Origin of the sequence: Mesorhizobium sp. M1295 (genome assembly GCF_040318135.1) — a bacterium.
GTDB lineage: Bacteria > Pseudomonadota > Alphaproteobacteria > Rhizobiales > Rhizobiaceae > Mesorhizobium.
In genome coordinates, this window is sequence record NZ_JAMYLU010000004.1 from 96,480 (window position 1) to 117,157 (window position 20,678).

Annotated in this window: 20 protein-coding genes and 1 pseudogene; 8 read left to right on the forward strand and 13 right to left on the reverse strand. The window is 62.8% G+C overall.

The window, feature by feature from the left end; all coding sequences use genetic code 11:
• Positions 1-30: 30 nt before the first annotated feature.
• The 5 genes from NKH29_RS07845 to NKH29_RS07865 form a co-directional block, all read right to left on the reverse strand.
• Positions 31-993: a DMT family transporter gene (locus NKH29_RS07845; protein WP_023717038.1), complete on the reverse strand. Its 963-nt coding sequence runs from the start codon at positions 991-993 to the stop codon at positions 31-33.
• A 31-nt stretch (positions 994-1,024) separates the two neighbouring features.
• Complete coding sequence (locus tag NKH29_RS07850) at positions 1,025-3,625, reverse strand: TRAP transporter permease (protein WP_023717037.1); 2,601 nt, start codon at positions 3,623-3,625, stop codon at positions 1,025-1,027.
• A gap of 56 nt (positions 3,626-3,681) precedes the next feature.
• Complete coding sequence (locus NKH29_RS07855) at positions 3,682-4,635, reverse strand: TAXI family TRAP transporter solute-binding subunit (protein WP_051409598.1); 954 nt, start codon at positions 4,633-4,635, stop codon at positions 3,682-3,684.
• 94 nt (positions 4,636-4,729) lie between these two features.
• Positions 4,730-6,061, reverse strand: a complete 1,332-nt coding sequence (locus NKH29_RS07860; protein ID WP_352589094.1) for an aspartate aminotransferase family protein — start codon at positions 6,059-6,061, stop codon at positions 4,730-4,732.
• Positions 6,058-6,963 (reverse strand): MurR/RpiR family transcriptional regulator, encoded by a 906-nt coding sequence (locus tag NKH29_RS07865; RefSeq protein ID WP_352589091.1) that lies wholly within the window; start codon positions 6,961-6,963, stop codon positions 6,058-6,060. The genes NKH29_RS07860 and NKH29_RS07865 overlap by 4 nt, the downstream gene beginning before the upstream one ends.
• A 96-nt stretch (positions 6,964-7,059) precedes the next feature.
• Between NKH29_RS07865 and NKH29_RS07870 the strand changes: the two genes are divergently transcribed.
• The gene (locus NKH29_RS07870; RefSeq protein ID WP_352589088.1) at positions 7,060-7,908 is read left to right on the forward strand and encodes a beta-keto acid cleavage family enzyme; all 849 of its coding nucleotides are present in this window, start codon (positions 7,060-7,062) and stop codon (positions 7,906-7,908) included.
• Positions 7,909-8,075: 167 nt separating this feature from the next.
• The gene (locus tag NKH29_RS07875) at positions 8,076-8,468 is read left to right on the forward strand and encodes a GFA family protein (protein ID WP_352589085.1); all 393 of its coding nucleotides are present in this window, start codon (positions 8,076-8,078) and stop codon (positions 8,466-8,468) included.
• A gap of 31 nt (positions 8,469-8,499) precedes the next feature.
• On the opposite strand, the gene NKH29_RS07880 is transcribed toward NKH29_RS07875, so the two are convergent.
• Positions 8,500-10,008 carry a winged helix-turn-helix domain-containing tetratricopeptide repeat protein gene (locus NKH29_RS07880; RefSeq protein ID WP_352589257.1) on the reverse strand — a complete coding sequence of 503 codons (1,509 nt, stop codon included), beginning with the start codon at positions 10,006-10,008 and terminating at the stop codon, positions 8,500-8,502.
• Positions 10,009-10,156: 148 nt separating this feature from the next.
• Here NKH29_RS07880 and NKH29_RS07885 point away from each other — a divergent pair, with 148 nt between their 5' ends.
• Positions 10,157-10,399 (forward strand): DUF1127 domain-containing protein, encoded by a 243-nt coding sequence (locus NKH29_RS07885; protein WP_352589083.1) that lies wholly within the window; start codon positions 10,157-10,159, stop codon positions 10,397-10,399.
• 74 nt (positions 10,400-10,473) lie between these two features.
• Here NKH29_RS07885 and NKH29_RS07890 read toward each other — a convergent pair whose 3' ends face one another.
• Positions 10,474-10,839, reverse strand: a complete 366-nt coding sequence (locus NKH29_RS07890; RefSeq protein WP_352589080.1) for a DoxX family protein — start codon at positions 10,837-10,839, stop codon at positions 10,474-10,476.
• A complete protein-coding gene (locus NKH29_RS07895) occupies positions 10,836-11,198 on the reverse strand; it encodes a VOC family protein (protein WP_352908446.1) in 363 nt (120 codons plus the stop codon). The genes NKH29_RS07890 and NKH29_RS07895 overlap by 4 nt, the downstream gene beginning before the upstream one ends.
• Positions 11,199-11,489: 291 nt before the next feature.
• Between NKH29_RS07895 and NKH29_RS07900 the strand changes: the two genes are divergently transcribed.
• Together NKH29_RS07900 and NKH29_RS07905 are read left to right on the forward strand one after the other, a co-directional pair.
• Positions 11,490-12,260: an AraC family transcriptional regulator gene (locus NKH29_RS07900; RefSeq protein ID WP_352908447.1), complete on the forward strand. Its 771-nt coding sequence runs from the start codon at positions 11,490-11,492 to the stop codon at positions 12,258-12,260.
• 108 nt (positions 12,261-12,368) lie between these two features.
• Positions 12,369-12,799 (forward strand): annotated as a pseudogene (locus NKH29_RS07905) (VOC family protein).
• Between the two features lie 127 nt (positions 12,800-12,926).
• On the opposite strand, the gene NKH29_RS07910 reads toward NKH29_RS07905, so the two are convergent.
• Genes NKH29_RS07910 through ehuB form a run of 5 tightly spaced genes read right to left on the reverse strand, consistent with a single transcriptional unit; the run spans position 12,927 to position 16,751 of the window.
• Positions 12,927-13,634 carry a GntR family transcriptional regulator gene (locus tag NKH29_RS07910; RefSeq protein WP_352918595.1) on the reverse strand — a complete coding sequence of 236 codons (708 nt, stop codon included), beginning with the start codon at positions 13,632-13,634 and terminating at the stop codon, positions 12,927-12,929.
• A 32-nt stretch (positions 13,635-13,666) separates the two neighbouring features.
• Complete coding sequence (ehuA, locus tag NKH29_RS07915; RefSeq protein ID WP_023717024.1) at positions 13,667-14,446, reverse strand: ectoine/hydroxyectoine ABC transporter ATP-binding protein EhuA; 780 nt, start codon at positions 14,444-14,446, stop codon at positions 13,667-13,669.
• Positions 14,443-15,102: an ectoine/hydroxyectoine ABC transporter permease subunit EhuD gene (gene ehuD / locus NKH29_RS07920; RefSeq protein WP_352547624.1), complete on the reverse strand. Its 660-nt coding sequence runs from the start codon at positions 15,100-15,102 to the stop codon at positions 14,443-14,445. Before ehuD ends, ehuA begins: the two co-directional genes overlap by 4 nt.
• Positions 15,099-15,827, reverse strand: coding sequence for an ectoine/hydroxyectoine ABC transporter permease subunit EhuC (gene ehuC, locus NKH29_RS07925; RefSeq protein WP_352999330.1), 729 nt, complete (start codon positions 15,825-15,827; stop codon positions 15,099-15,101). The genes ehuD and ehuC overlap by 4 nt, the downstream gene beginning before the upstream one ends.
• 54 nt (positions 15,828-15,881) lie before the next feature.
• Positions 15,882-16,751 (reverse strand): ectoine/hydroxyectoine ABC transporter substrate-binding protein EhuB, encoded by an 870-nt coding sequence (gene ehuB / locus NKH29_RS07930; protein WP_023717021.1) that lies wholly within the window; start codon positions 16,749-16,751, stop codon positions 15,882-15,884.
• 240 nt (positions 16,752-16,991) lie between these two features.
• Here ehuB and NKH29_RS07935 point away from each other — a divergent pair, with 240 nt between their 5' ends.
• The 3 genes from NKH29_RS07935 (at position 16,992) to NKH29_RS07945 (ending at position 20,672) form a co-directional block, all read left to right on the forward strand.
• Entirely contained in the window at positions 16,992-18,182 is a 1,191-nt protein-coding gene (locus tag NKH29_RS07935) for a M24 family metallopeptidase (protein WP_023717020.1), read from the forward strand.
• A 74-nt stretch (positions 18,183-18,256) separates the two neighbouring features.
• Positions 18,257-19,405, forward strand: coding sequence for a M24 family metallopeptidase (locus NKH29_RS07940; RefSeq protein ID WP_352788284.1), 1,149 nt, complete (start codon positions 18,257-18,259; stop codon positions 19,403-19,405).
• A gap of 10 nt (positions 19,406-19,415) precedes the next feature.
• Positions 19,416-20,672 carry a sarcosine oxidase subunit beta family protein gene (locus tag NKH29_RS07945; RefSeq protein ID WP_352999331.1) on the forward strand — a complete coding sequence of 419 codons (1,257 nt, stop codon included), beginning with the start codon at positions 19,416-19,418 and terminating at the stop codon, positions 20,670-20,672.
• The last annotated feature ends 6 nt before the right edge of the window (positions 20,673-20,678 follow it).

Here is a 20,678-nt window from a genome sequence, read left to right on the forward strand (position 1 = left end):
GGCGGCGGCATTCGGCAGGCATTCCATGCGTCAGCGCCGTCCTCCGCGAATGACCAGGACGTTCCCGGCGGCGACGAGGACGAGCCCGATGATCGCGTAAGCGGTCCAGGCATAGCCTTCCAGCGCCGTGGAGATCAAAAGCGCAAAGACGGGAAATATGACGGTCGCATAGCCGGCGCGGGCGCCGCCAATGCGTCCGAGCAGCGTCAGGTAGGCGGCGAAAGCCATGACCGTGGATATGACGGCGAGGAAGACCAGCGAGCCGATATAAGAGGCGGTCGTCGCGAACACGAACGGCTCACCGAGCAGGAAGGCCAGGAACGCCGACCACAGAGTGCCGTAGAGCATGCCCCAGGCGCTGGTTGAAACGAGCGGCAGGCCGCGGCGCTGGTTTGCGACGGAGACGAGATTACCGGCGCAGAAGCTCAGCGTGCCACAGAGGCACAGCAGAAGGCCCACCAACGTCCTGCCTGAAAGCCCGTTCGCGGCAATTTCGGGAAAGAACATCAGCGCTATGCCGGCGAAGCCAATAACGCCGCCGGCGAGAATGCGCGGCGCCGGGCGCTCGCCGATGACCAAGGCACCGAGCAGCATGTTGATGACCGAGGCGAGCGAGAAGACGACCGAGAGCAATCCGCTGACGAGATAGCCGGCGCCGTAATAGAAAAACAGGAAGTTCGATGAGAAGATGAGGATGCCGAGCACAGCAAAGCGCAGATGATCGGTGATCGGAAAGCGGAGCCGCCCGCCGGAAAAACCGGCCCAGGCAAACATCAGCAGCGTGGCGATGGCGAAGCGCCAGACCAGATTGACCTCGTTCGATACGCCGCTGCCGACCTGAAGTTCGATCGCGAACCACGATGCGCTCCAGGCGATGACCGTCAGCGCGTAAAGCCCGTAGTCGACGGGTTCGAAGGGGCGGTCGCGCGTCGTCGTGCGCTTTTCCGCGGTAGCCGGCTCCGGGGCGCCGTTTGGTTCTCTTGTTACCGACATGCTGGCCAAGACTCTTCCGCTCATAAGGCGCTTATAGACCAACCGTCCGCCTTCGCCGCTTCTGACCCCAGACGACGAGACCGAGCAACAGCAGTGCCGGGATGGCGAACCAATAGCGCGACGGCCGTTCCGCAGGGACTAGCACCTGATTGATTTCGTCGCCCGGCTGCAGGCCGAATTTGGCCGCCTGGCTGCCCAGTCGCACCACGCCGACCGTCACGTTATCGCCAAGCGCACTGACGTCCAAGCCCGCGGCCTTCAGGCGTTCGGCCGATGAATTTCCAGGCCCGAGTTGTAGTCGCACCAGCTTCGATATCTCATCGCCGTTGAGGTTCAGTGTCGTCAGGCGCAAGCGAACTGCGCCCCCCTCGGCTGTCTCGTCGACGATACGGCCGAGTTCGGAGGCAGGCACTGCCCGATAGGGTTCGCTCACCTGATCGAGCAAGAGTCCCGGCCTGAACAAGATGAAACAGGCCAGCAGCAACGCAATCGTCTCGTACCAGCGGTTGCGCACGAGCATCCAATTCTGCGTCGCTGCTACAAACGAGACCATGGCCAGCGTCGACGTCACCACCATCGCGACGAAGTCGAACGGACCTTCGAGATCGATCATCAGCAGTCCGGTGTTGAAGATGAAGATGAACGGCAGCAGGCCGGTACGGATCTCGTATTTGAAACCCTGAATCCCGGTCTTCACCGGATCGGCGCCGGAAATTGCCGCAGCAGCATAAGCCGCCAGCCCCACTGGCGGCGTCACGTCTGCCATCAGCCCGAAATAGAAAACGAACATATGGACGGCGACCAGCGGCACGGCAAGATCGTTCTGCGCCGCCAAATCGACGATGACCGGCGCCATCAAGGTGGCGACGACGACATAGCTTGCAGTGGTCGGCATGCCCATGCCGAGAATGATGCAGATCACCGCGGTGAACAAGAGCATGACGATGAAGCTGCCGCCCGAGATGAATTCGACCAGCTCGGTCATCACCAGCCCGATGCCCGTGAGCAGAACCGTGCCGACGATGATGCCGGCCGTCGCAGTGGCAATGCCGACCGTCGTCATGTTCCGTGCAGCGGCGGACAGGCCACCGACCAGATCGTCGAAACCGCGAAGCCAATGCCGTGCCAGCGCACGGTCCTTGCGGAAAAAGGCGGTGAGCGGCCGTTGCGTCACGATCAGCGCCATCAGGGCGACAGCGCCCCAGAATGCCGACAGGCCGGGCGACAGCTCCTCCACCATCAGGCACCAGATCAGCAGGATCACCGGCAGCAGAAAATGCAGGCCGGTGCGCGCCGTCTCGCCGAAATGCGGAATCCTTACGATCTCGCCCTCCAGATCCTCCAGCGGCAGGTCGGGATAGCGCGCACGGTAGGCGACAAGGCCGATGTAGACGGCGATCAGCGCGGCAGTGATCATCCAGGTCGCGGCCGCGCCGAAAACGATCTTCGTCCAGCCAATGCCGTAATAGACAAGCCCTGCGAGGACGATGAAGCCGCATATGCCCATCAGCCCACGCAGCGCACCCTGAAATGCGGAGTGCGTGCTGCGTGACGGCAGGCCCTTCATCCCCGTCTTCATCGCCTCGATATCGACGATGTAGAACAACGAGCCGTAGGTCAGCAGCGCTGGATAGAAGGCATGCTTGACCACCTCGGCATAGGAGATGCCGACATATTCCGCGATCAGGAACGCGGCGGCGCCCATCACCGGAGGCATCAGCTGACCATTGACGCCGGCCGCGCATTCGATGGCGCCCGCCTTCACCGCAGAATATCCGACCCGGCGCATCAGCGGGATGGTGAAGGTTCCGGTGGTCACGACATTGGCGATCGACGACCCAGAAATCATGCCGGTCAGGCCGGAAGCCACGACACCGGCCTTGGCCGGACCGCCGCGGTATTTGCCGAGCAGCGAGAAGGCAAGCTGGATGAAAAAGCCGCCGGCGCCGGCGCGCTCCAGCAATGTTCCGAACAGAACGAACATGAAGACGACATTGGTGGACACACCGAGGGCAACACCGAAGACCCCCTCCGACGTCAGCCACATCTGCGAGGCTGCGCGCGATAACGTCGCGCCCTTGTGGCCGAGCAGGCCAGGTAGGTGAGGCCCGGCGAAGATATAGATCAGCATGATCGCCGCGATGACGGTGATAGCAGGCCCGACGGCGCGACGCGCGGCCTCGAGCAGGATGAGGACGCCGGCGATCGAGACGACCAGGTCAGCCGTAGTCGGAAGACCCGGCCGATGGGCGATATCGCTGTAAAAAACCAACAGATAGAGGGCGGACGCCGCCCCGGCGATGCCTAGCACCCAGTCGGGCGGCGGCACCCGGCTGCGCGACGAGGTCTTGAAGGCCGGAAACGTCAGCATCGCCAGAAACAGGGCGAAGGCCAGATGAATGGAGCGGGCGATGCCGTCGCTGACAACTCCAAAATTGAGCATGAACGGAAGGGGCGAGGCATACCAGAGCTGGAACAGCGACCATGCCAGCGATACGCCGAGGATCAGCTTCGCGGTGCGGCCGGTCGGCTTGCGCCCACCGGTGTCGGCCTCGGCGACGATCTCGCTGAGCTTGTCAATGTCGATAACGGGTTGGTCAGGCGCTGCCGCCCGCTGGCTTTGATCTGTCATCGTTCCCCACAATTATTTGCGATGCGAGGTGCCCGTTGCGCCTCGCATCGGAGGCCTCAGAGCCAGCCCTTTTCCTTGTAGTAGCGCTCCGCGCCCGGATGTACCGGCGCCGACAGACCGGTCTTGATCATCTCCTTGGGATCGAGATTGGCGAAGGCCGGATGCAGTTTCTTGAAGTCGTCGAAATTTTCGAAGACCGACTTCACCAGTTCGTAGACCACCTCATCGGGCGTGCTGGCGTTCGCCACGACAGTGGCGCGGACGCCGAATGTCTTCACGTCGTCCGGATTGTTGGCGTACATGCCGCCCTTGATGGTGGCGACTGAAAAGTAGGGATGGGCTGCTAACAGCGCGTCCACTGCCGGACCGGTCAGTGGGATGAGTTTGGCGCCACAGGCCGTGGTCGGATCCTGGATCGCGGCGGAAGGATGACCGACGCCATAGAAGAAACCATCGATCTTGTTGTCGCACAGCGCGCTGCCCTGCTCGTCCGCCTTCAGCTCAGCGGCAAGCGAGAAATCGCCGAGCGTCCAGCCAATCTGCTTGAGCAATTCCTCCATCGACGAGCGGGTGCCTGATCCGGGATTGCCGACGTTGAAGCGTTTGCCTTTGAAGTCCTCGAATTTGGTGACGCGGGCGTCCGGCCGCGCCAGCACGGTAAACGGCTCGGGATGGACGGAGAACACGGCCCGCAGATCCTTGAACGGCTTGCCGTCGAAATTTCCAGTCCCCTCATAGGCCTGGTACTGGACGTCCGATTGGGTCAAGCCGAAATCGAGGTCGCCGGTCTGGATGGAGTTGACGTTGAAGACGGAACCGCCGGTCGACTCGGTCGAGCATCGGATGCCGGTTTTCTGCCGGTCCTTGTTCATCAGTCGGCAAATGGCGCCGCCCACAGCGTAGTAGACGCCGGTGACCCCGCCGGTGCCGACCGTGACGAAGCGCTGCTCGGCTCCGACGGATGGCAGCGCCAGCAGCATGCAGGCCGCCGCGCCGATCAGGGTTTTCATCGAACTATACATGGTTGCTACCTCTCTGGTGGTTGTCCCGGCCCGTCGCCGATGACGCGTTGGAATTGGGTTGAGACGATCCGCGTCGTGCGGGTCAGGCCGCTGAAGCGATCGCAGCGTCGATCGCCTCACCGAGCCGTTCGACTATCCGATCGATATCCTGTTTGGAGATGATGAAAGGCGGCGCCACAAGCACATGAACGCCGCGCACACCGTCAATCGTCCCGGCCATCGGGTAAATCATCAGGCCGCGGGCCATTGCTTCGCGCTTGATGCGGGCGTTGAGTTCAAGCCTCTGGTCGAACGGCTCCTTGGTGGCGCGATCAACCACCAGCTCGATTCCCCTAAACAGACCCCGCCCGCGAATGTTGCCGACGTGATGGTGGTTATCGAAGCGTTGGTGCAGGCGTTCGTCCAGCTGCGCGCCCATTGCGCTGACGTTGTCGAGCAGACGGTCACGTCGGATGACCTCCTGCACGGCAAGGCCGGCCGCGGCCGCCATTGGATGCCCCATATAGGTATGCCCATGCTGGAAGAAGCCCGAGCCTTGGGCAAAGGCGTCGAAGATATGCCTGCCAAGCAGCACCGCGCCAATCGGCTGGTAGCCGCCGCCGAGCCCCTTGGCGACGGTCAGCAGGTCGGGAGTGATGCCGTCCTGTTCGCACGCATGCAGCGTGCCGGTACGGCCCATGCCGCACATCACTTCGTCGAGGATGAGCAGCACGCCGTAGCGGTCGCAGATCGCGCGAATGTGCTTGAAATAATTGGCAACCGGCGGCACGGCGCCGAGTGTGGCACCCACCACCGGCTCGGCGACAAAGGCGATGACCTCGTCCGGGCCGAGTTCGAGGATCTTGTCTTCGAGCTGCTGGGCGGCGCGCGCCGCATAGGCTTCGTCGCTTTCGCCATGCTTTTGATAGCGATAGGCGTAACAGGGGTCGATGTGATGGGTCTCGATCAGCAACGGCCTGAATTGGGCGCGCCGCCATTCATTGCCGCCGGTGGCGAGAGCACCGAGCGTATTGCCGTGATAACTCTGCCGGCGTGCGATGAGATGGCGCCGTTGCGGTTCGCCTTTCTCGACAAAATATTGCCTGGCCATCTTGAGCGCGGCCTCGACCGCCTCCGAGCCGCCGCTGACCAGATAGACATGGTCCAACCCTTCCGGCGCGTCCTCGACCAGCCGATCTGCCAAGCGCTCCGCCACCTCGGTGGTGAAGAAGCTGGTGTGGGCGTAGGCGATGCGGTCAAGCTGGGTGTGCAGTGCAGCGATCACGTCGGGATGACCGTGGCCGAGACAGGACACGGCGGCGCCGCCCGACGCGTCGATATAGGACTTGCCCTCGGCATCGAACAGTTCGATGCCTTGGCCGCGAATGGCGATCGGCAGCGTCGAGTGGATGGTTCGATGGAGAATGTGTGTCATCGACGGTCCCTCATGGGCATTTTCTTCGGCGGACGTTGGTTCAGATGGGTCTTGAGGGCGGCGCCCTGCTCATCGAAACGTCGCAGCGACTCAACAGCGCCCTCGCCTGCCTGCCCTGCGACAAGAGCACCGAGGACCTCCGCAACGATGAAAGCTGGCGTCATGGTGTGGAAAAAGGACGGGCTGCCCGTCGGCACGATGACCAGGTGATCGGCAAGCAGCGCCAAGGGCGCTACCCCGCTGTCGGTGATCGCAATGACCGGTACGCCGCGGCCGGCAGCATACTCGACAAGCTCGATGGTGAAGCGCGTGTAGGGCAGGACGCTGGCGGCGACAAGCACGTCGTCCTTGGTCGCGTGGGCCAGAGCGTCGCCGTCGGTTCCGCCGATGCCGTGCAGCAGCACCGACTTCTCGCCGATCAGCGACAGGATGTAATGCAGATGCCAGGCCACTGCGTGGCTCGAGCGCAGGCCGAGGCAATAGACGCGCCTTGCCGCACTCAGCGCCCTGGCCGTGCCGACCAGACGGTCGATCGACCTGCTTTCGGCGAGATGGGCAAGCTGGCTGGAAATTGAATCCAGAATATCGGCCGCCAGCGCGTGGTCGCCCTTGAGCTTTTGGCTGGCCACCTGGAGGCCCGCCTTGCCGGCAAAACCGATTTCGCCGTCCCGGATCGCGGCGGCGTAGATATCGCGTACGGTCTCGTAGCCATCAAGGCCGAGATGCTGGGCCAGCCGCGTCATCGTGGCCGGCTGCACTCCCGCGTGCCGGGCCTGCTCCCGCATGGACAACAACGCGACATCATACGGCTTATCAAGGACATAGCGCGCGGCGGACCGAAGCTGCGCCGACATGCCGTCGAAGGCACTGACGATCTGTCCAGCAAGCTCTCCCTGATCCATGGATATTGCTAGCTCGCCAGACCAGCGATTGCAACGTCTGTTTCAGTGTGGTCAAAGATTGATTCATATGAATCTTGTCACTCACAGAGCGTCTCCATGAAGCCGGCCCATGGTCTCGATCGCGTCGCCATAGCTGTCGCGCCGAACGGGGGACGTCGCAGCAAGGCCGACCATCCGGCGATTCCGCTGACACCAGCCGAACTTGCGCGGACGGCCGCGGAATGCGCCGATGCCGGTGCGGCTATGATCCACGTCCATGTCCGCGACAGAAGCGGCAATCATCTGCTCGACGCCGACGCCTACCGCCAGGCGATCGCCGCCATCCGCGGTGCCGCCGGCGACCGCTTGGTAGTTCAGATCACTTCCGAAGCACTCAGTATCTATTCGCCGGCCCAGCAGATGGCCGTCGTACAAGATGTGAAGCCGCAAGCTGTCTCCCTGGCGCTTCGCGAAATCGTTCCTGATGCCGGATCGGAGCTCGCATTCGCGCGCTTCATGGCCTGGCTGCGCACCGAGGGAGTAGCGCCGCAGATCATCCTCTATTCGCCCGAGGAGGCCGTCAGGCTTTCGGACATGCAGCAGCGCGGACTGATCCCCTGGGCAAGCATACCGGTTCTCTACGTGCTGGGCCGCTACACGCCGGGACAGACGTCCGTTCCTGCCGATCTCCTGCCATTCCTCGCGGCGAACACGCCGCGCTTCGACCATTGGAGCGTCTGCGCCTTCGGCCGCAACGAAGCGGCGTGCGTGATCGCCGCCGCGTTGCTTGGCGGCCATATCCGGGTCGGCTTCGAAAACAATCTCTTCCTTCCGGACGGCAGAATAGCTTCGTCCAACGCCGAACCGGTAGCGACGGTCGCACGCATACTCGCCGACTGCGGCGTCAAGATCGCCTCGGCCGCCGAGTTGGCGGCTCAATGGAACGCGCCGTTTCGTTCCATATGACAAACCAAAGCCTATTTTCGGCGGCAAGCTCGCGTAAGGCATAGAGAGGCGGCTGCAATGTCATCGCCACGGAAGAACGACGTGTCCCCGCCTACGGCGCGGCGATTGCAACAACAGTGCCGGTCGTTGTAACCATTCCGGCCGCTTGATTTTGGAGGAGACGCAGCATGGACCGATTCACCGGCGGGTGCCTGTGTGGCAACGTCCGAATTGTCGCGTCGGGGCGCCCATACCGGGTCGGCCTTTGCCACTGTCTCGACTGCCGCAAGCATCATGGCGCCCTTTTTCACGCTTCCGCGATATTTCCTGAGGATGCGGTGACGATCGACGGCGAAACACGCGACTATGCCGGGCGGTTTTTCTGTCCGCGCTGCGGCTCGTCGATTTTCGGACGCACCGCCGACGAAATCGAAGTGAACCTGGGATCCCTGGATGCGCCTGACCAACTGATGCCGACCTACGAAAGCTGGATCGTCCGTCGCGAGTCCTGGTTGCCGCCGTTTCCGCTCACCAGACGATACGAGCGCGATCGTGACGCCACGGGTCGCTTTGAGGAATAGGTCGCACGAACGGTGCGACGGCGCCGGCGCGTCACTCCGGAAGGCCGGCCTTGCGGAAGCCGTCAACGAAATGCTCAAGCGTCGCAGCGTCGCGGAATGGCTCCGTCGTCGCCCAGTGCCGGGTTGTGAAATGCGGGTTGCCGACGAGGAACAGTTCGACCTCTGCACGCGCCTCGTCGAGCCGGCCGAGTTGGGCAAGGCTTGCCGCCAGGAAACGGCGTGAGCTTGTACGATAAGTCTCGTCCCTGCGCAGTGTCTCGACAGCAGCCTCGTATTCGCGGGCCGCGTATTGCGCCTGCCCGAGCGTCAGATAATACCAACTTGCCGGAAACGGGTTCAGCCGGAAGGCCTTGCGGATGTGCTCAAGGCCCTCCTCGACCTGCCCCGCCAAGATCGCGATGTCGGACAGTGCCGCCCAGGCATCGGCCTCGTTCGGGTCGAGCTCGATGGCCTTGGCGAATTCCGCATCCGCCTCGGCGAAGCTGCGCTCATAGGCAAGCAGGTAAGCCAAGACCCAGCGGCAGCCGGCATCGTTGGGATCGATCGCCACGGCTTTGCGCGCCAGCTCCAAAGCAACGCTACGGGACGTTTCGGTTGGTCCGCCGGAATGCACCCATCCCATCCAGTGGTTCATGGCAAGCCAGCGATAGGCCTCGGCGTATTCCGGATCGAGCGAAACCGCGCGGGTGAGCATCAGATGCGCTTCCCGCGCCGTCTGCGGCGAATCATCCATCAGCTTGCGCGCCCGCACGCAGAGATCGTAGGCCTCGAGATTTTTGGGCCGATTGCGCGGCGCTGGTGCGCGTAGCCGGCCGAGCAGCGCCTCGACGATCTTGCCGGTGACCTCGTCCTGAACGGCAAAAATATCTTCCAGGCTGCGATCGAAGCGTTCCGCCCATAGATGATCGCCGCTCGTCGCGTCGACCAGTTGTGCATTGATGCGCACCTGCCCGGCGGCGCGTCTTGCGCTTCCCTCCAGCAGGTAGCGCACGCCAAGCTCCCCAGCGATCCCGCGCACGTCCATCGCCTTTCCTTTGTAGGCGAAGGCCGAGTTGCGTGCGATAACGAACAGGCCGGAGATCCTCGACAGATCCGTGATCAGGTCTTCGGTCAGCCCATCGGCGAAGGATTCCTGCTCGGGATCGCTGCTGACATTAACGAAAGGCAGAACGGCTATCGATGGTTTGCCGGGTAGCGGCAAAGGTCTTCGCTTGGCGCCGCCGAGCTGTTCGACGGCGCCCGTGAAGCGGTAGCCGATGCGCGGAACCGTGACGATCCATTCACCGCCGTCGGCGGCCGGACCAAGCAGCTTCCGCAGCAGCGCTATCTGGACGGTAAGGTTGCCCTCCTCGACGGCGGTGCCCGGCCACGCCGCGTCCATCAACTCAGCCTTGCTCAGGATTTCGCCGGACCGTCCGACGAGCGCCGCAAGCAGCTTTAGCCCGCGGTAGCCAACGGCAACGGGGACACCGTTCCGGAGGAGCGTTCCCGCGCCCGGATCAAGCGCGAACGGTCCAAAGGCAAAGCGCGATCCCTGCATACGGCGCATCTATAGCCCGTTTGGAAGTTTTGAGAACTATTTGGGAGAGCTTAATTACGGCGCTGTTCGTATCCTGCAGAATTCCTCCTCTTTCAGGTCGAGGGTCCTCCCAAATCGTATTGGACCTCAAACCATATGGAGGTTTGCCATGAACGATATTCCCACCTTTGCCTCGGGCCAGCATAAGGCAGCTCGGCTGGCGGAAGTGTCGCGTCGGCACTACAGCCTGGCGACGCTGCAAAGCATTGTCGCGACCTGGCGCGAGCAGACACGCTTTCGCTGGGACCTCAAGCGATTGGCGGAGACCAATCCCCATCTGATCGACGATATCGGCCTGACGAAAAGGCAGGCCGAGGAAGAGATCGCCAAGCTGCCCTTCTGGCAACGATAAGGCGAGTTGCAAAGACACCGGATCACCAACGAGCAGTGGCAGGTGAAGACGAAGCCGCCGCCTCGAAACGATGATCACAGGCTAGTGGTCGCGGCGACAATCAACCCGCCCAAGACGGCAACATTGATGGTGAAGCCGGTACGAAGCACTTCGCGTTCATCGCCGCTGTAGCGCCAGAAGTTGAGCGCCATGAAAGACGCCGCAATGGTGAACACGGCCAAGGCCGCGGCGGGAAAGGGTCCACCAAGGCCCGTTGCGAGGCAAAAGCCGCCGCCGATCTCAAGCACCGATCCGGCCGCGAGAAGAGGCTTGGGAGCAGGAAAGCCCCGTTCGGCCAGGGACGCTGCAATCGCCCGGAATCTGAGGAAATGCTCGGCGCCTGCCCAGATAAAGACGCCGCCGAGCAAAACCAGTCCGAGGTGGTGGAGGACCGCGATCATTCCTTGCTGCCGTCTTCGGTGTAAACCGCAAGCTCGTAACCATCCGGGTCAGCGAAATGGAAGCGCCGGCCGCCGGGGAAGCCATAGATCGGCCTGACGATCTTGCCTCCCGCTTGCTCGACACGCTTGACCGTTGCCGGCAGATCATCGGCATAGAGAATGACGAGCGGGCCTCCTCCCGATCTCGCTGGGCCAGCGGCGAAGCCACCTGACAAGCGCCCGTCGTTGAACTCGCAATATTGCGGGCCGTAGTCGATGAAGGTCCAGCCGAATGCCTTTCCGTAGAAGTCGCGTGACCGCTGAATGTCTTTCACGTTGAATTCGACGTAGTCGATCCGTTGGTCGTTGTTGTTGCTCATGACGCATACCTCTCGTGTGATGTACGACGCCGAAAGATAAGCACGCATCTCGCTTGCCGGATTGAACAAAACGGCCATCGACGTATGAGCCGCAAACGGCGCCGCCGATGGCGATGCACGTGACATCACCCCTCATCTGCCCTCTTCGTTCCGGCCGGAAGAAAACAACCGATTCTTGCAACCGTTCTCGATTGGCAGACGTTGTCGGTCGTGCAGATTGTTGTCTCGAGCGACGGCCGGGCGCAGCCGCTGCGCCGTAGGTTCACCGCCGCTAATCCGAAGGGGAGCGAGATGAGCGATCCCGTCCCAGCGCAGGCAACGGGTACATTTCAGCAACGTCCAGTGTCGGCGCGGCTTCGCGCGACCTTCGCTTCGGTGTGGGTGCATCGAATGGACCCGGCGGGCTCACCGCCAATCGCCGTCATGCCCGACGCAACGATCGATCTGCAATGGATCGGAGGCAGCTTCCGAATTGCCGGACCTGACAAGGAGCCGCAGACCGAGGTTCTAGCGGCGGACGAGGTCGTGATCGGCTTGCGCTTCCATCCTGCCACGGCGGCGGCATGGCTCGGCGTGCCGCAAATCGAGCTGGTCGGTCAGCGGCTGTCGCTCGACGTTTTGTGGGGAGCGCGAGCCCGGCGCCTCGCCAGCCGCGTGCGCGCCAGCGACAATCTCGAAGATCTGGCCTGCTCGCTCCAACAGGTCGTCGCCGAGGAGATGGCCTCCGACGCCCCAGACGTTCCCATGCAGGCGGCATATCGCTTGATCGAGCGCGGTTCGCCACCCGACGCGCCTCTCGTCCCTTGGTTGATGCGCGCCCTCGAAATGAGCGAAAGGACGTTGCGCCGGCGCTTCAACGAGAGCTTCGGCTATGGCCCCAAGACGCTTGAACGTATCCTCCGCTACCAGCGCTTTCTGCGGCTTTCGAACCAATCGAACAGCGCTACGGCCATCCTGGCAGCCGAGGCGGGCTATTCCGACCAGGCGCATCTTGTTCGCGAGAGCCGACGCCTGACAGGAAGCACCCCGCGACAGATTCATCACCTGCTGCACGGCGAGTGAAACCTCGGCGCGTTCTTCGACTTGGCGGCACGCTTTTGGCCGTTTTGTTCAAGTCTTCACTGTCGCCCGACTTTATCCTGGTGTCTCCGACAACCAGAGGAGACTGCCATGAAACCGCGCATTTCGGTTTTGACGATCGCTGTCGCCAACCTCGAGAGTTGCCTCGTGTTCTACCGCGACGGCCTCGGCTTGCCGACGGAAGGGATCATCGGCCGCGAATTCGAGCATGGCGCCGTCGCGTTCTTCACGCTGTCCGGCGGGTTGAAGCTCGCGATCTGGGCTCAGGACGACCTCGCCTACGACACCGGCCTGCCCAAAGCGCCGATCAGTTCGACCTCGTTCACAATCGGCCACACGTTGTGCGCCGCGAGGAAGTCGATCAAGTGATGGATGAGGCCGCCCGTGCCGGAGCCGAGATCATCAGGCCTGCCCGGGACACGTTCTTTGGCGGGTATGCCGGATACTTCCGCGACCCGAACGGACACCTGTGGGAGGTCGTCTGGAACCCCGCCAACATACCGAGTGAGGATTCTCTTTAGGGCGGCGCGGACCTGCAGTATCGAACGGCGTTAGTCATCCCCAGTGCTGGCAAATTCTGTCGGCATCGGGGCGGGCGGCCATGCTTTCCCTGGCAAACGAAGCCAGCTCGACGGCAGTCCACCAGTCTTAAGGGGCTGATTGTGTAGCTTTATCCAGATTCGCCTCGCCTGCATGGCGCATCATGCGGCGGAAGCTCATTGAGATATGCGCCCGCCTTATGTGCCCTATGGACTCCCAGTCGCCGATCTCGGCGGCGGCAAGGACCTCTTCCATTTCGCGGCGGAACGCGGTGAATTCCTCGACAAGGCCCAATTGCGGCATCAGCTTCAGGACGACGCGCGCAACCTGAAAATACAGGCGCTCGCTGATCTCGCGCAGTGGCTGGTTGCCGGTCATCGCCGTGAGCTCGTAAAAAAAGTCCATGTTGAGGCGCAGGAAAGCGCGCTGGTCGGGATTGAGTATATCGGCATCGCAGCGCGCGATGAGCGCCCGTATCCGGTCGAGGTCGTCCGCCGTGCGCGGGATCGGTGAAAGCTTGCCGACGAGGAGCGCCAGCTCCAGGCGCAAATGATAGACCTGCTGCAATTCCTCGATATCGACGTCGGTGACGATCGTGCCGACGCCGTGGACGGATTGAACCAGACCCTCGGATTCAAGGCGCGCCAGGACACGCCGGACCGGCGTGCGGCTGATCTCGAATTCCTGGGCAAGTTCTTCCTCGGACAGACGGCTTCCCGGCGCATAGACGAGCAGACAGATGCGGTCGCGCAATATCCGGTAGATGCGCTCGAACCGCTCTCGCGCGGAGAGCGGGCGCGGCGGCGCGGCGGTCACCGTCGTGGGCGGCTTGGCCTTTGTCTCGATCGTCACCCAGCCTCCAGGACAGCGTGCAGGAATTGCCGTGTCCGCTCGTTCTTGGGAGCACCAAACAGTTCGCTTGGCGGCCCCTGCTCGCAGATCTTGCCTTGATAGAAGAAGCAAACGCGGTCGGAAAACTCCTTGGCGAAGCCCATCTGGTGGGTGACCATCAGCATGGTTAGATCATGCTCGCGGCCGATCTGCCTTATCACCTGCAGCACTTCGCCGACAAGCTCCGGGTCGAGCGCAGACGTCACCTCGTCGAACAGCATGATCTTGGGCCGCATGGCAAGCGCCCTGGCGATGGCGACACGCTGCTGCTGGCCGCCGGAAAGCTGTGACGGATAGTGGTCCTTCTTCTGGGCCAGACCGACCAGCTCCAGCAGCTCCGCCGCTCTTGCCTCGGCGTCCGCCCGCTTCATGCCGAGCACCGTTATCGGCGCCTCGATGCAGTTCTGCATCGCCGTCATATGCGGAAACAGGTTGAACGACTGGAACACCATGCCGATCTTGGCGCGGATCTTACGGATATGGGCGAGATCGGCGGGAACAAGCTTGCCGTTCCTCTCCATATGGGTCAGCGGCTCGCCTTCGACCCAGATGACGCCGTCATTGATCGTTTCCAGCGTCATCAGCATGCGCAACACCGTCGTCTTGCCCGAACCCGACGGACCGATGACGGAGACTTTTTCGCCGCGCGCTATTTCGAGATTGAGCCCGTCGAGAACGGTTAACGTGCCGTAGCGTTTCGATACATTGTCGAAGCGGACCATCGGTTGTTCCGTCATCGCGTGGTCCTCCGGTTGAGCAGCCCTTCGAGGGAGCGGATGAGCGCCGCCGAAACCAGGCTCATGGCAAGGAAAAACAGGCCGACCAGCGTGATCGGCTCGGTGTAGCGGAACGTTTCGGAGCCGATGATCTTGGCAGTCTGCATCAGTTCCATCACGGCGATTGCGGAAAGCAACGGCGTCTCCTTGAACAAGGCCACCAGATAATTGCCGAGCGCCGGAACGATCGGCGGGATCGCCTGCGGGATGATGATGTCGCGAAACGTCGTCCAGGACGAGAGATTGAGCGCGATCGAGGCTTCCCACTGGCCGCGATGGATGTTGTCGAAACCGGCGCGATAAACCTCGGAGCAATAGGCGGCGTAGTGGATACCGATGGCCAGCACCCCGGCGGTGAAGGCGTCGAGCACGACACCGAATTTCGGAAAGACGAAATAGAGAAAGAATATCTGGATGAGCAGCGGGGTCGAGCGGATCAGCTCGACCAGCACCGAAATCGTCCAGCTGGTCCATGGCACGGCGATGCGGACGACCGCCAGCACCAGGCCGAGCGAGGCCGCAAGCGCAAAACCGATCAGCGTCGCCTCGATGGAAATGATGGCGGCGCGGGCGAGCACCGGCAGGATTTCCAGGGCAAATCCCCAATCCCAGATCATGCCGCCTTCCCCCGCGCCAGTCCGAGCGACGCCCGCCTTTCGAGAAGCCGCATGCCGATGGTCACAACCAGCGACATTGCCAGGTACATCAAAAGGACGAGGGTGAAGATCGGAATAGTCTTGAACGTGTTCTGGTTCATTTGCTGCGCCTTGAAGGCGAGGTCCGAAAGCGTGATCAGCGAAACCAGCGCTGTCGATTTCAGAAGCTCGATGAACAGATTGCCCCAGGGCGGGATCATCGCGACAAAGGCCTGCGGCAGGATGATCCGGCGCAACATCTGTGGGCGGCTCATGTTCAATGCCGTACACGCTTCCCGCTGCCCGCGGGCGACGGACTGGATCGCGCCGCGCACGCACTCCGATCCGTAGGCGCCGACATTCAGGCCGAGTGCGAGCACTGCCACCACGAACGCGTTGATCGTGACGCCGAATTGCGGGAGGACGAAAAACAGCCAGAACAATTGCACCAGCGCCGACGTTCCGCGAAAGATCTCGACATAAACCGTGGCCAGCCATCTGAGCGGCGTTGGACCGTACATCCTTGCAAGTGCTGCAAGCACGCCCATGATAATTGCGAGCAGGCTGCCGAGGACGGCGATCTCGACTGTCAGGACCGCGCCTTGCAGCAGCCCCGGCATGAACACTCGGTAGCTTTCCTGTGTTGCCAAGGCGCCGATCACGACGAGCGCGATGACCAGCATGGCAACGAGCGTACGGATACCCATGCGATTCCCCCGGGGAAAAAGGGCGGCGCTTTCGCGCCGCCAGCAGTTGGGAACCTATTTGCCAGCACAGAGCTCTGCGGTCGTCTTGTTGGGGAGATAGTCCTTGCCGAAGCCGAGTGGCTCGACCAGCGCGATATGCTCCGGCGAACCGAGGAACTTCTTCAGCTCGGCGTTGAACGCCTCCTGCAGGTCGGTGTCTTCCTTGCGGAAGCCGAAGCCGCCATGACCTTTCACCGACTTGCCGGCGACCTCGCCGAAGGGCTTGGTCGATTCGACGCCGTCGGCTTTCTTGGCCATGTCCGCGATCGAAAGAGCGGTCAGTGCGGCAGCGTCGGCGCGGCCCGACTGGACGGCGGCGACCAGGCTGGACTGGTCGGGCAAGGAGACGATCTGCCCACCGGCAACGCCCGCTTCCTTGGCGAAGCCGCCTTCGACGGCACCGGCCATCACGGCAAGCTTGAGATCCGGATTGTCCTTGATGCTGGAAAAATCCTTGATGCCTTTCGGATTGCCTTTTGCCACCAGCATAGCCTCGCCGATGCCGTAGGACGGCTCGGAGTAGTTGATCTCAGCGCAGCGCTTCGGAGTGATGAACATGCCGGCGGCGATGATGTCGAAGCGGCCGGCCTTGAGACCCGGAATGAGCGAGCCGAATTCGGTCAAAACACCGTCGACCTGCGGTATGCCCATCTTGGCGAGCACCGCCTTGGCGACTTCTGGCGCTTCGCCGGTCAGCTTGCCGTCTGGCGTGGCGTAACCGAACGGCGCCTCGTTGGCGAAACCGACGCGGATGTAGCCGTCCTTCTTGGCCCGTTCGAGGGTGGTTTCCGCGTGAGCGGACAGCGACGTCAATGACGTCGCGGCGAGCGCGATGCAGGCAGCCGCTTTCACGACCATGCGGCGCGATATCGATGATTTGAGCATGCTTTTCTCCCATTGAACAACTGTGGATGGTTCCCGGGGCGCGGCCTTCTTCGAGGTCGACGCCTGCTTGATCAGACGTATACAACTGCCCTAGACATTTCGCAAGCAGAGATATAGAAACCATGTAAATTCGGCGCTAATTCGTAGTTATCCAACAAACTTGACGTCGAGTTGTGCACAATTTCGCCTGGTTTGCCCATTTACAAGAGGGCAACAGCGTACCCAGAAGGCAGGACTTCGGTGGCGACCGCGAACGAGTTCGGGACATTCACGCAAGCGGAGTATGGGCAGCGCCTGGCCGGCGTGAAGACACGCATGCAAAAAGCCGGCTTCGATCTCGTCGTCTGTCAGGATCCAGCCAACATGTGCTGGCTGACCGGCTATGACGGATGGTCGTTCTACGTTCCGCAGTGCGTGCTCGTCCATCTGGAGGAGGACCGGCCGATCTGGTTCGGCAGGGCGCAGGATGCCAAGAGCGCACGCCTAACCACCGGCCTGCCCGAGACAAACATCGTGCCGTTCTCGGAACGGCTGGTGCAGCAGCCGGTCGAACACCCTTATGACGAACTCGCGCAACTGATCCGGTCGCGCGGCTGGGGAAAGGCCCGCATCGGCGTCGAGATGGACGCGCATTATTACACTGCGCGCTGCCACGCCCACCTTGTCGAGGGGCTGCCCGACGCGCACTTCGCCAACAACCACGATCTCGTCAATTGGGCGCGGCTGGTGAAATCCGAAGCCGAGCTGGTGCTGATCCGCGAGGCGGGTGCGATCTGCACGCATGCAATGAACCGCGCCATCGAGAAAATGCGACCCGGTGTGCCTCAGAACCATGTCATTGCGGAAATCTATCACGCACAGATCATGGGCGTGCCCGGAGCTGGCGGCGACTATGCCGCGATCTGTCCGCTGATGCCCGTTGGCGAAGGCACCAGCACGCCGCATCTGACGTGGTCCGACGCGCCGCTGCCGGACAGCGGCCTCGCCATTCTGGAGATCGCCGGCGTGCGCCGCCGCTATCATGCAGCCCTGACCCGGACGGTACATTTCGGCAAGCCGCGGCAAGCCATCCTCGACATGGCCAAGGCGATCGTCGAGGGCGTCGACGCTGGCCTCGAGAAGGCGCGCCCCGGCAACACCGCCGAAGAGGTGGAAGCCGTCTGGCAGGCAGTCCTGCGGAGGAACGGACTGAAGAAGGAAAGCCGCGTCGGCTATCCGGTCGGGCTCGCATACCCGCCCGATTGGGGTGAACGCACCGCAAGCCTTCGTCCCGGCGACACCACCGAGATGCAGCCTGGGATGTGCTTCCATTTCATGGCCGGCGTTTGGCTCGACGATTTCGGCATCGCCATCTCGGAATCGTTCGTCGTCACGGAACGCGGCGGCGAACGCCTCTGCGATGTGGCGCGCGAACTCATCGTTATCGATTGACATGGCGGCCGGGAAGCCGGCTGCCGAAAAGACCATGCCTGCCACCAAGCCGGCAACAAGCACGAGGACGCCCGATGGACCGTAATCCCTTTTCCGAAGCCGAAATCGCCGGCCGCCTTGCCAAGGTCCGTACTACACTGGCCGAGCGTGAGCTCGACGCGGCGGTCTTCGCCTCGCCGGAGAACGTCTTCTATCTCACCGGGCTCGATCACTGGGGGTATTTTGCCCCTCACCTGCTGATCGTCCCGCTCCAGGGAAAACCTGTCCTGGTCACCCGCTCGATGGAAAAGGTGACCATCGAGAAGCGGGTGAAGGCAGCGGAATTCCGTGGCCACTCCGACAGCGAAACGGCGGCCGACCTTGCCGCGCGGGTCCTTGCGGAGCTCGGCCTGTCCAGCAAGCGGATCGGCCTCGAATACTGGACGGCCGGCCTTAGCCATGGACTTGCCGTAGCACTCCAGATGCAAGCGGATGCCAAGTGGAGCGACGTCTCCGGTCTGATCGACAAGATGCGGCGGGTGAAGAGCGCCGAGGAACAGGTGCTGATGCGGCGCGCCGCAAAGGTGACGGACGCCGCCGCCGGTGCCGCGATCGCCGCGATCTCGGATGGCGCTTCCGAACAGGAGGTCGCCGCCCAATGTGTTGCGGCAATGATCCGCGCCGGCGGTCATGCGCCGGGCTTCGGACCGTTCATCCGCCCGGCCGCGCGCCTCGGTGAAGAGCACACGACCTGGGGCGACGGTATCTACCGCAAGGGCGAGCCGGCCTTCGTCGAACTGTCCGGCTGCATCTCACGCTATCACGCGCCGCTCGGCCGGCTCGTTCGCATCGGCCACATCAGCGACGAAGACGCCACAATGGCGACGGTGACCGCCAAGGCGTTCAACGCTGTCGTCGAGGCGCTGCGGCCGGGCGCCAAGGCGCGCGATGTCTACGCCGCCTGGCAGGCCGTCGCCGACGAGGCCGGTCTTTCCCACTATCGCCGCCATCACTGCGGTTACCTAGTTGGCGCTGGCCAGCCGCCATCATGGACCGGCGGCAATTCGGTGACCGGCTTGAGGCACGATTCCGACCTTGAGATCGAGACCGGGATGAGCTTCCACATCCTGTCGTGGCTGATGGGAACCGGTCGCGGCGATGACTTCGTCTCCAACACGGTGCTTTTGACCGACGCGGGTGCTGAAGTGCTCACCCGCACGCCGGCCGGCCCGATCGTTCGATAGGCCCGCACGTATGGCGCGCTACTCGGCACTCTCGATTTTCCGCAACGCGCTGTCTGGCCAGAAGAATTGGCAGCGCGCCTGGCGGGCGGCGGAGCCAAAACCGTCCTATGACGTGATCGTCATCGGCGGCGGTGGACACGGCCTCGCCACCGCCTTCTACCTTGCCGATAACCACGGTATCCGCAACGTCGCGGTGCTCGAAAAGGGCTATGTCGGCGGCGGCAATGTCGGCCGCAACACCACCGTCATCCGCTCCAACTACCTGCTCGACGGCAACACCCAGTTCTACGAATTCTCGATGAAGCTCTGGGAGACCATGTCGCGGGTGCTGAATTTCAACGTCATGTTCTCCCAGCGCGGCCAGCTCGTCACAGCGCATTCGGCCGATCAGCTCGACGGTTTCAGCCACCGCGCCAACGTCATGCGGCTGAACGGCATCGATGCCGATATCCTCGACCGCGAAGAGGTGCGCCGGCTGGTGCCCTATCTCGATTTTTCCGACACTGCCCGCTTCCCGATCCATGGCGCCATCTTCCAGGGCCGGGCGGGCACGGCACGCCACGACGCCGTCGCCTGGGGCTATGCGCGCGCCGCCGATAGCCATGGCGTCGACATCATCCAGAACTGCGAGGTGACAGGCTTCCTCCGCGACGGCGACAGTATCGTCGGCGTCGAAACGACGAAAGGCCGGATCGGCGCCGGCAAGGTCGGCCTCGCTGTTGCCGGGCATACATCCGTGCTCGGTGCCAAGGCCGGCCTTGAACTGCCGATCGAAAGCCACGTCCTGCAAGCCTTTGTCACCGAACCGCTGAACCCGCTGGTAGATCACGTCGTCGCCTATGGCGCCGACCACTTCTATGTCAGCCAGTCCGACAAGGGCGGGTTGGTCTTCGGCGGCAATCTCGACGGCTACAATTCCTACGCCCAGCGCGGCAATCTCGGCGTCGTGCGCGAGGTGGCGGAGGCGGCGATTGCATTGATGCCGTGTATTTCGCGCGTCCGCCTGCTGCGCCACTGGGGCGGCGTCATGGACATGACCCCCGATGCCAGCCCGATCATCTGCCGGACGCCGATCGACGGCCTCTATCTCAACGGCGGCTGGTGCTATGGCGGCTTCAAGGCAACGCCAGCTTCCGGCTGGTGCTTCGCCCACACGATCGCCACCGGCAAGCCGCATCCCTTGATCGCGGCCTACGGGCTCGATCGTTTCCGCACCGGCCACACGCTCGATGAGGCCGGCGTCGGCCCTTCCGCTTGGCTGCAATAGGAGGCG

What these genes read in the sequence shown, in the direction of transcription:
- NKH29_RS07845 (WP_023717038.1), bottom strand. Translation starts at nt 993, where the DNA reads ATGTCGGTAACAAGAGAACCAAACGGCGCCCCGGAGCCGGCTACCGCG.
- NKH29_RS07850 (WP_023717037.1), bottom strand. Translation starts at nt 3,625, where the DNA reads ATGACAGATCAAAGCCAGCGGGCGGCAGCGCCTGACCAACCCGTTATC.
- NKH29_RS07855 (WP_051409598.1), bottom strand. Translation starts at nt 4,635, where the DNA reads ATGAAAACCCTGATCGGCGCGGCGGCCTGCATGCTGCTGGCGCTGCCA.
- NKH29_RS07860 (WP_352589094.1), bottom strand. Translation starts at nt 6,061, where the DNA reads ATGACACACATTCTCCATCGAACCATCCACTCGACGCTGCCGATCGCC.
- NKH29_RS07865 (WP_352589091.1), bottom strand. Translation starts at nt 6,963, where the DNA reads ATGGATCAGGGAGAGCTTGCTGGACAGATCGTCAGTGCCTTCGACGGC.
- NKH29_RS07870 (WP_352589088.1), top strand. Translation starts at nt 7,060, where the DNA reads ATGAAGCCGGCCCATGGTCTCGATCGCGTCGCCATAGCTGTCGCGCCG.
- NKH29_RS07875 (WP_352589085.1), top strand. Translation starts at nt 8,076, where the DNA reads ATGGACCGATTCACCGGCGGGTGCCTGTGTGGCAACGTCCGAATTGTC.
- NKH29_RS07880 (WP_352589257.1), bottom strand. Translation starts at nt 10,008, where the DNA reads ATGCAGGGATCGCGCTTTGCCTTTGGACCGTTCGCGCTTGATCCGGGC.
- NKH29_RS07885 (WP_352589083.1), top strand. Translation starts at nt 10,157, where the DNA reads ATGAACGATATTCCCACCTTTGCCTCGGGCCAGCATAAGGCAGCTCGG.
- NKH29_RS07890 (WP_352589080.1), bottom strand. Translation starts at nt 10,839, where the DNA reads ATGATCGCGGTCCTCCACCACCTCGGACTGGTTTTGCTCGGCGGCGTC.
- NKH29_RS07895 (WP_352908446.1), bottom strand. Translation starts at nt 11,198, where the DNA reads ATGAGCAACAACAACGACCAACGGATCGACTACGTCGAATTCAACGTG.
- NKH29_RS07900 (WP_352908447.1), top strand. Translation starts at nt 11,490, where the DNA reads ATGAGCGATCCCGTCCCAGCGCAGGCAACGGGTACATTTCAGCAACGT.
- ehuA (WP_023717024.1), bottom strand. Translation starts at nt 14,446, where the DNA reads ATGACGGAACAACCGATGGTCCGCTTCGACAATGTATCGAAACGCTAC.
- ehuD (WP_352547624.1), bottom strand. Translation starts at nt 15,102, where the DNA reads ATGATCTGGGATTGGGGATTTGCCCTGGAAATCCTGCCGGTGCTCGCC.
- ehuC (WP_352999330.1), bottom strand. Translation starts at nt 15,827, where the DNA reads ATGGGTATCCGTACGCTCGTTGCCATGCTGGTCATCGCGCTCGTCGTG.
- ehuB (WP_023717021.1), bottom strand. Translation starts at nt 16,751, where the DNA reads ATGCTCAAATCATCGATATCGCGCCGCATGGTCGTGAAAGCGGCTGCC.
- NKH29_RS07940 (WP_352788284.1), top strand. Translation starts at nt 18,257, where the DNA reads ATGGACCGTAATCCCTTTTCCGAAGCCGAAATCGCCGGCCGCCTTGCC.
- NKH29_RS07945 (WP_352999331.1), top strand. Translation starts at nt 19,416, where the DNA reads ATGGCGCGCTACTCGGCACTCTCGATTTTCCGCAACGCGCTGTCTGGC.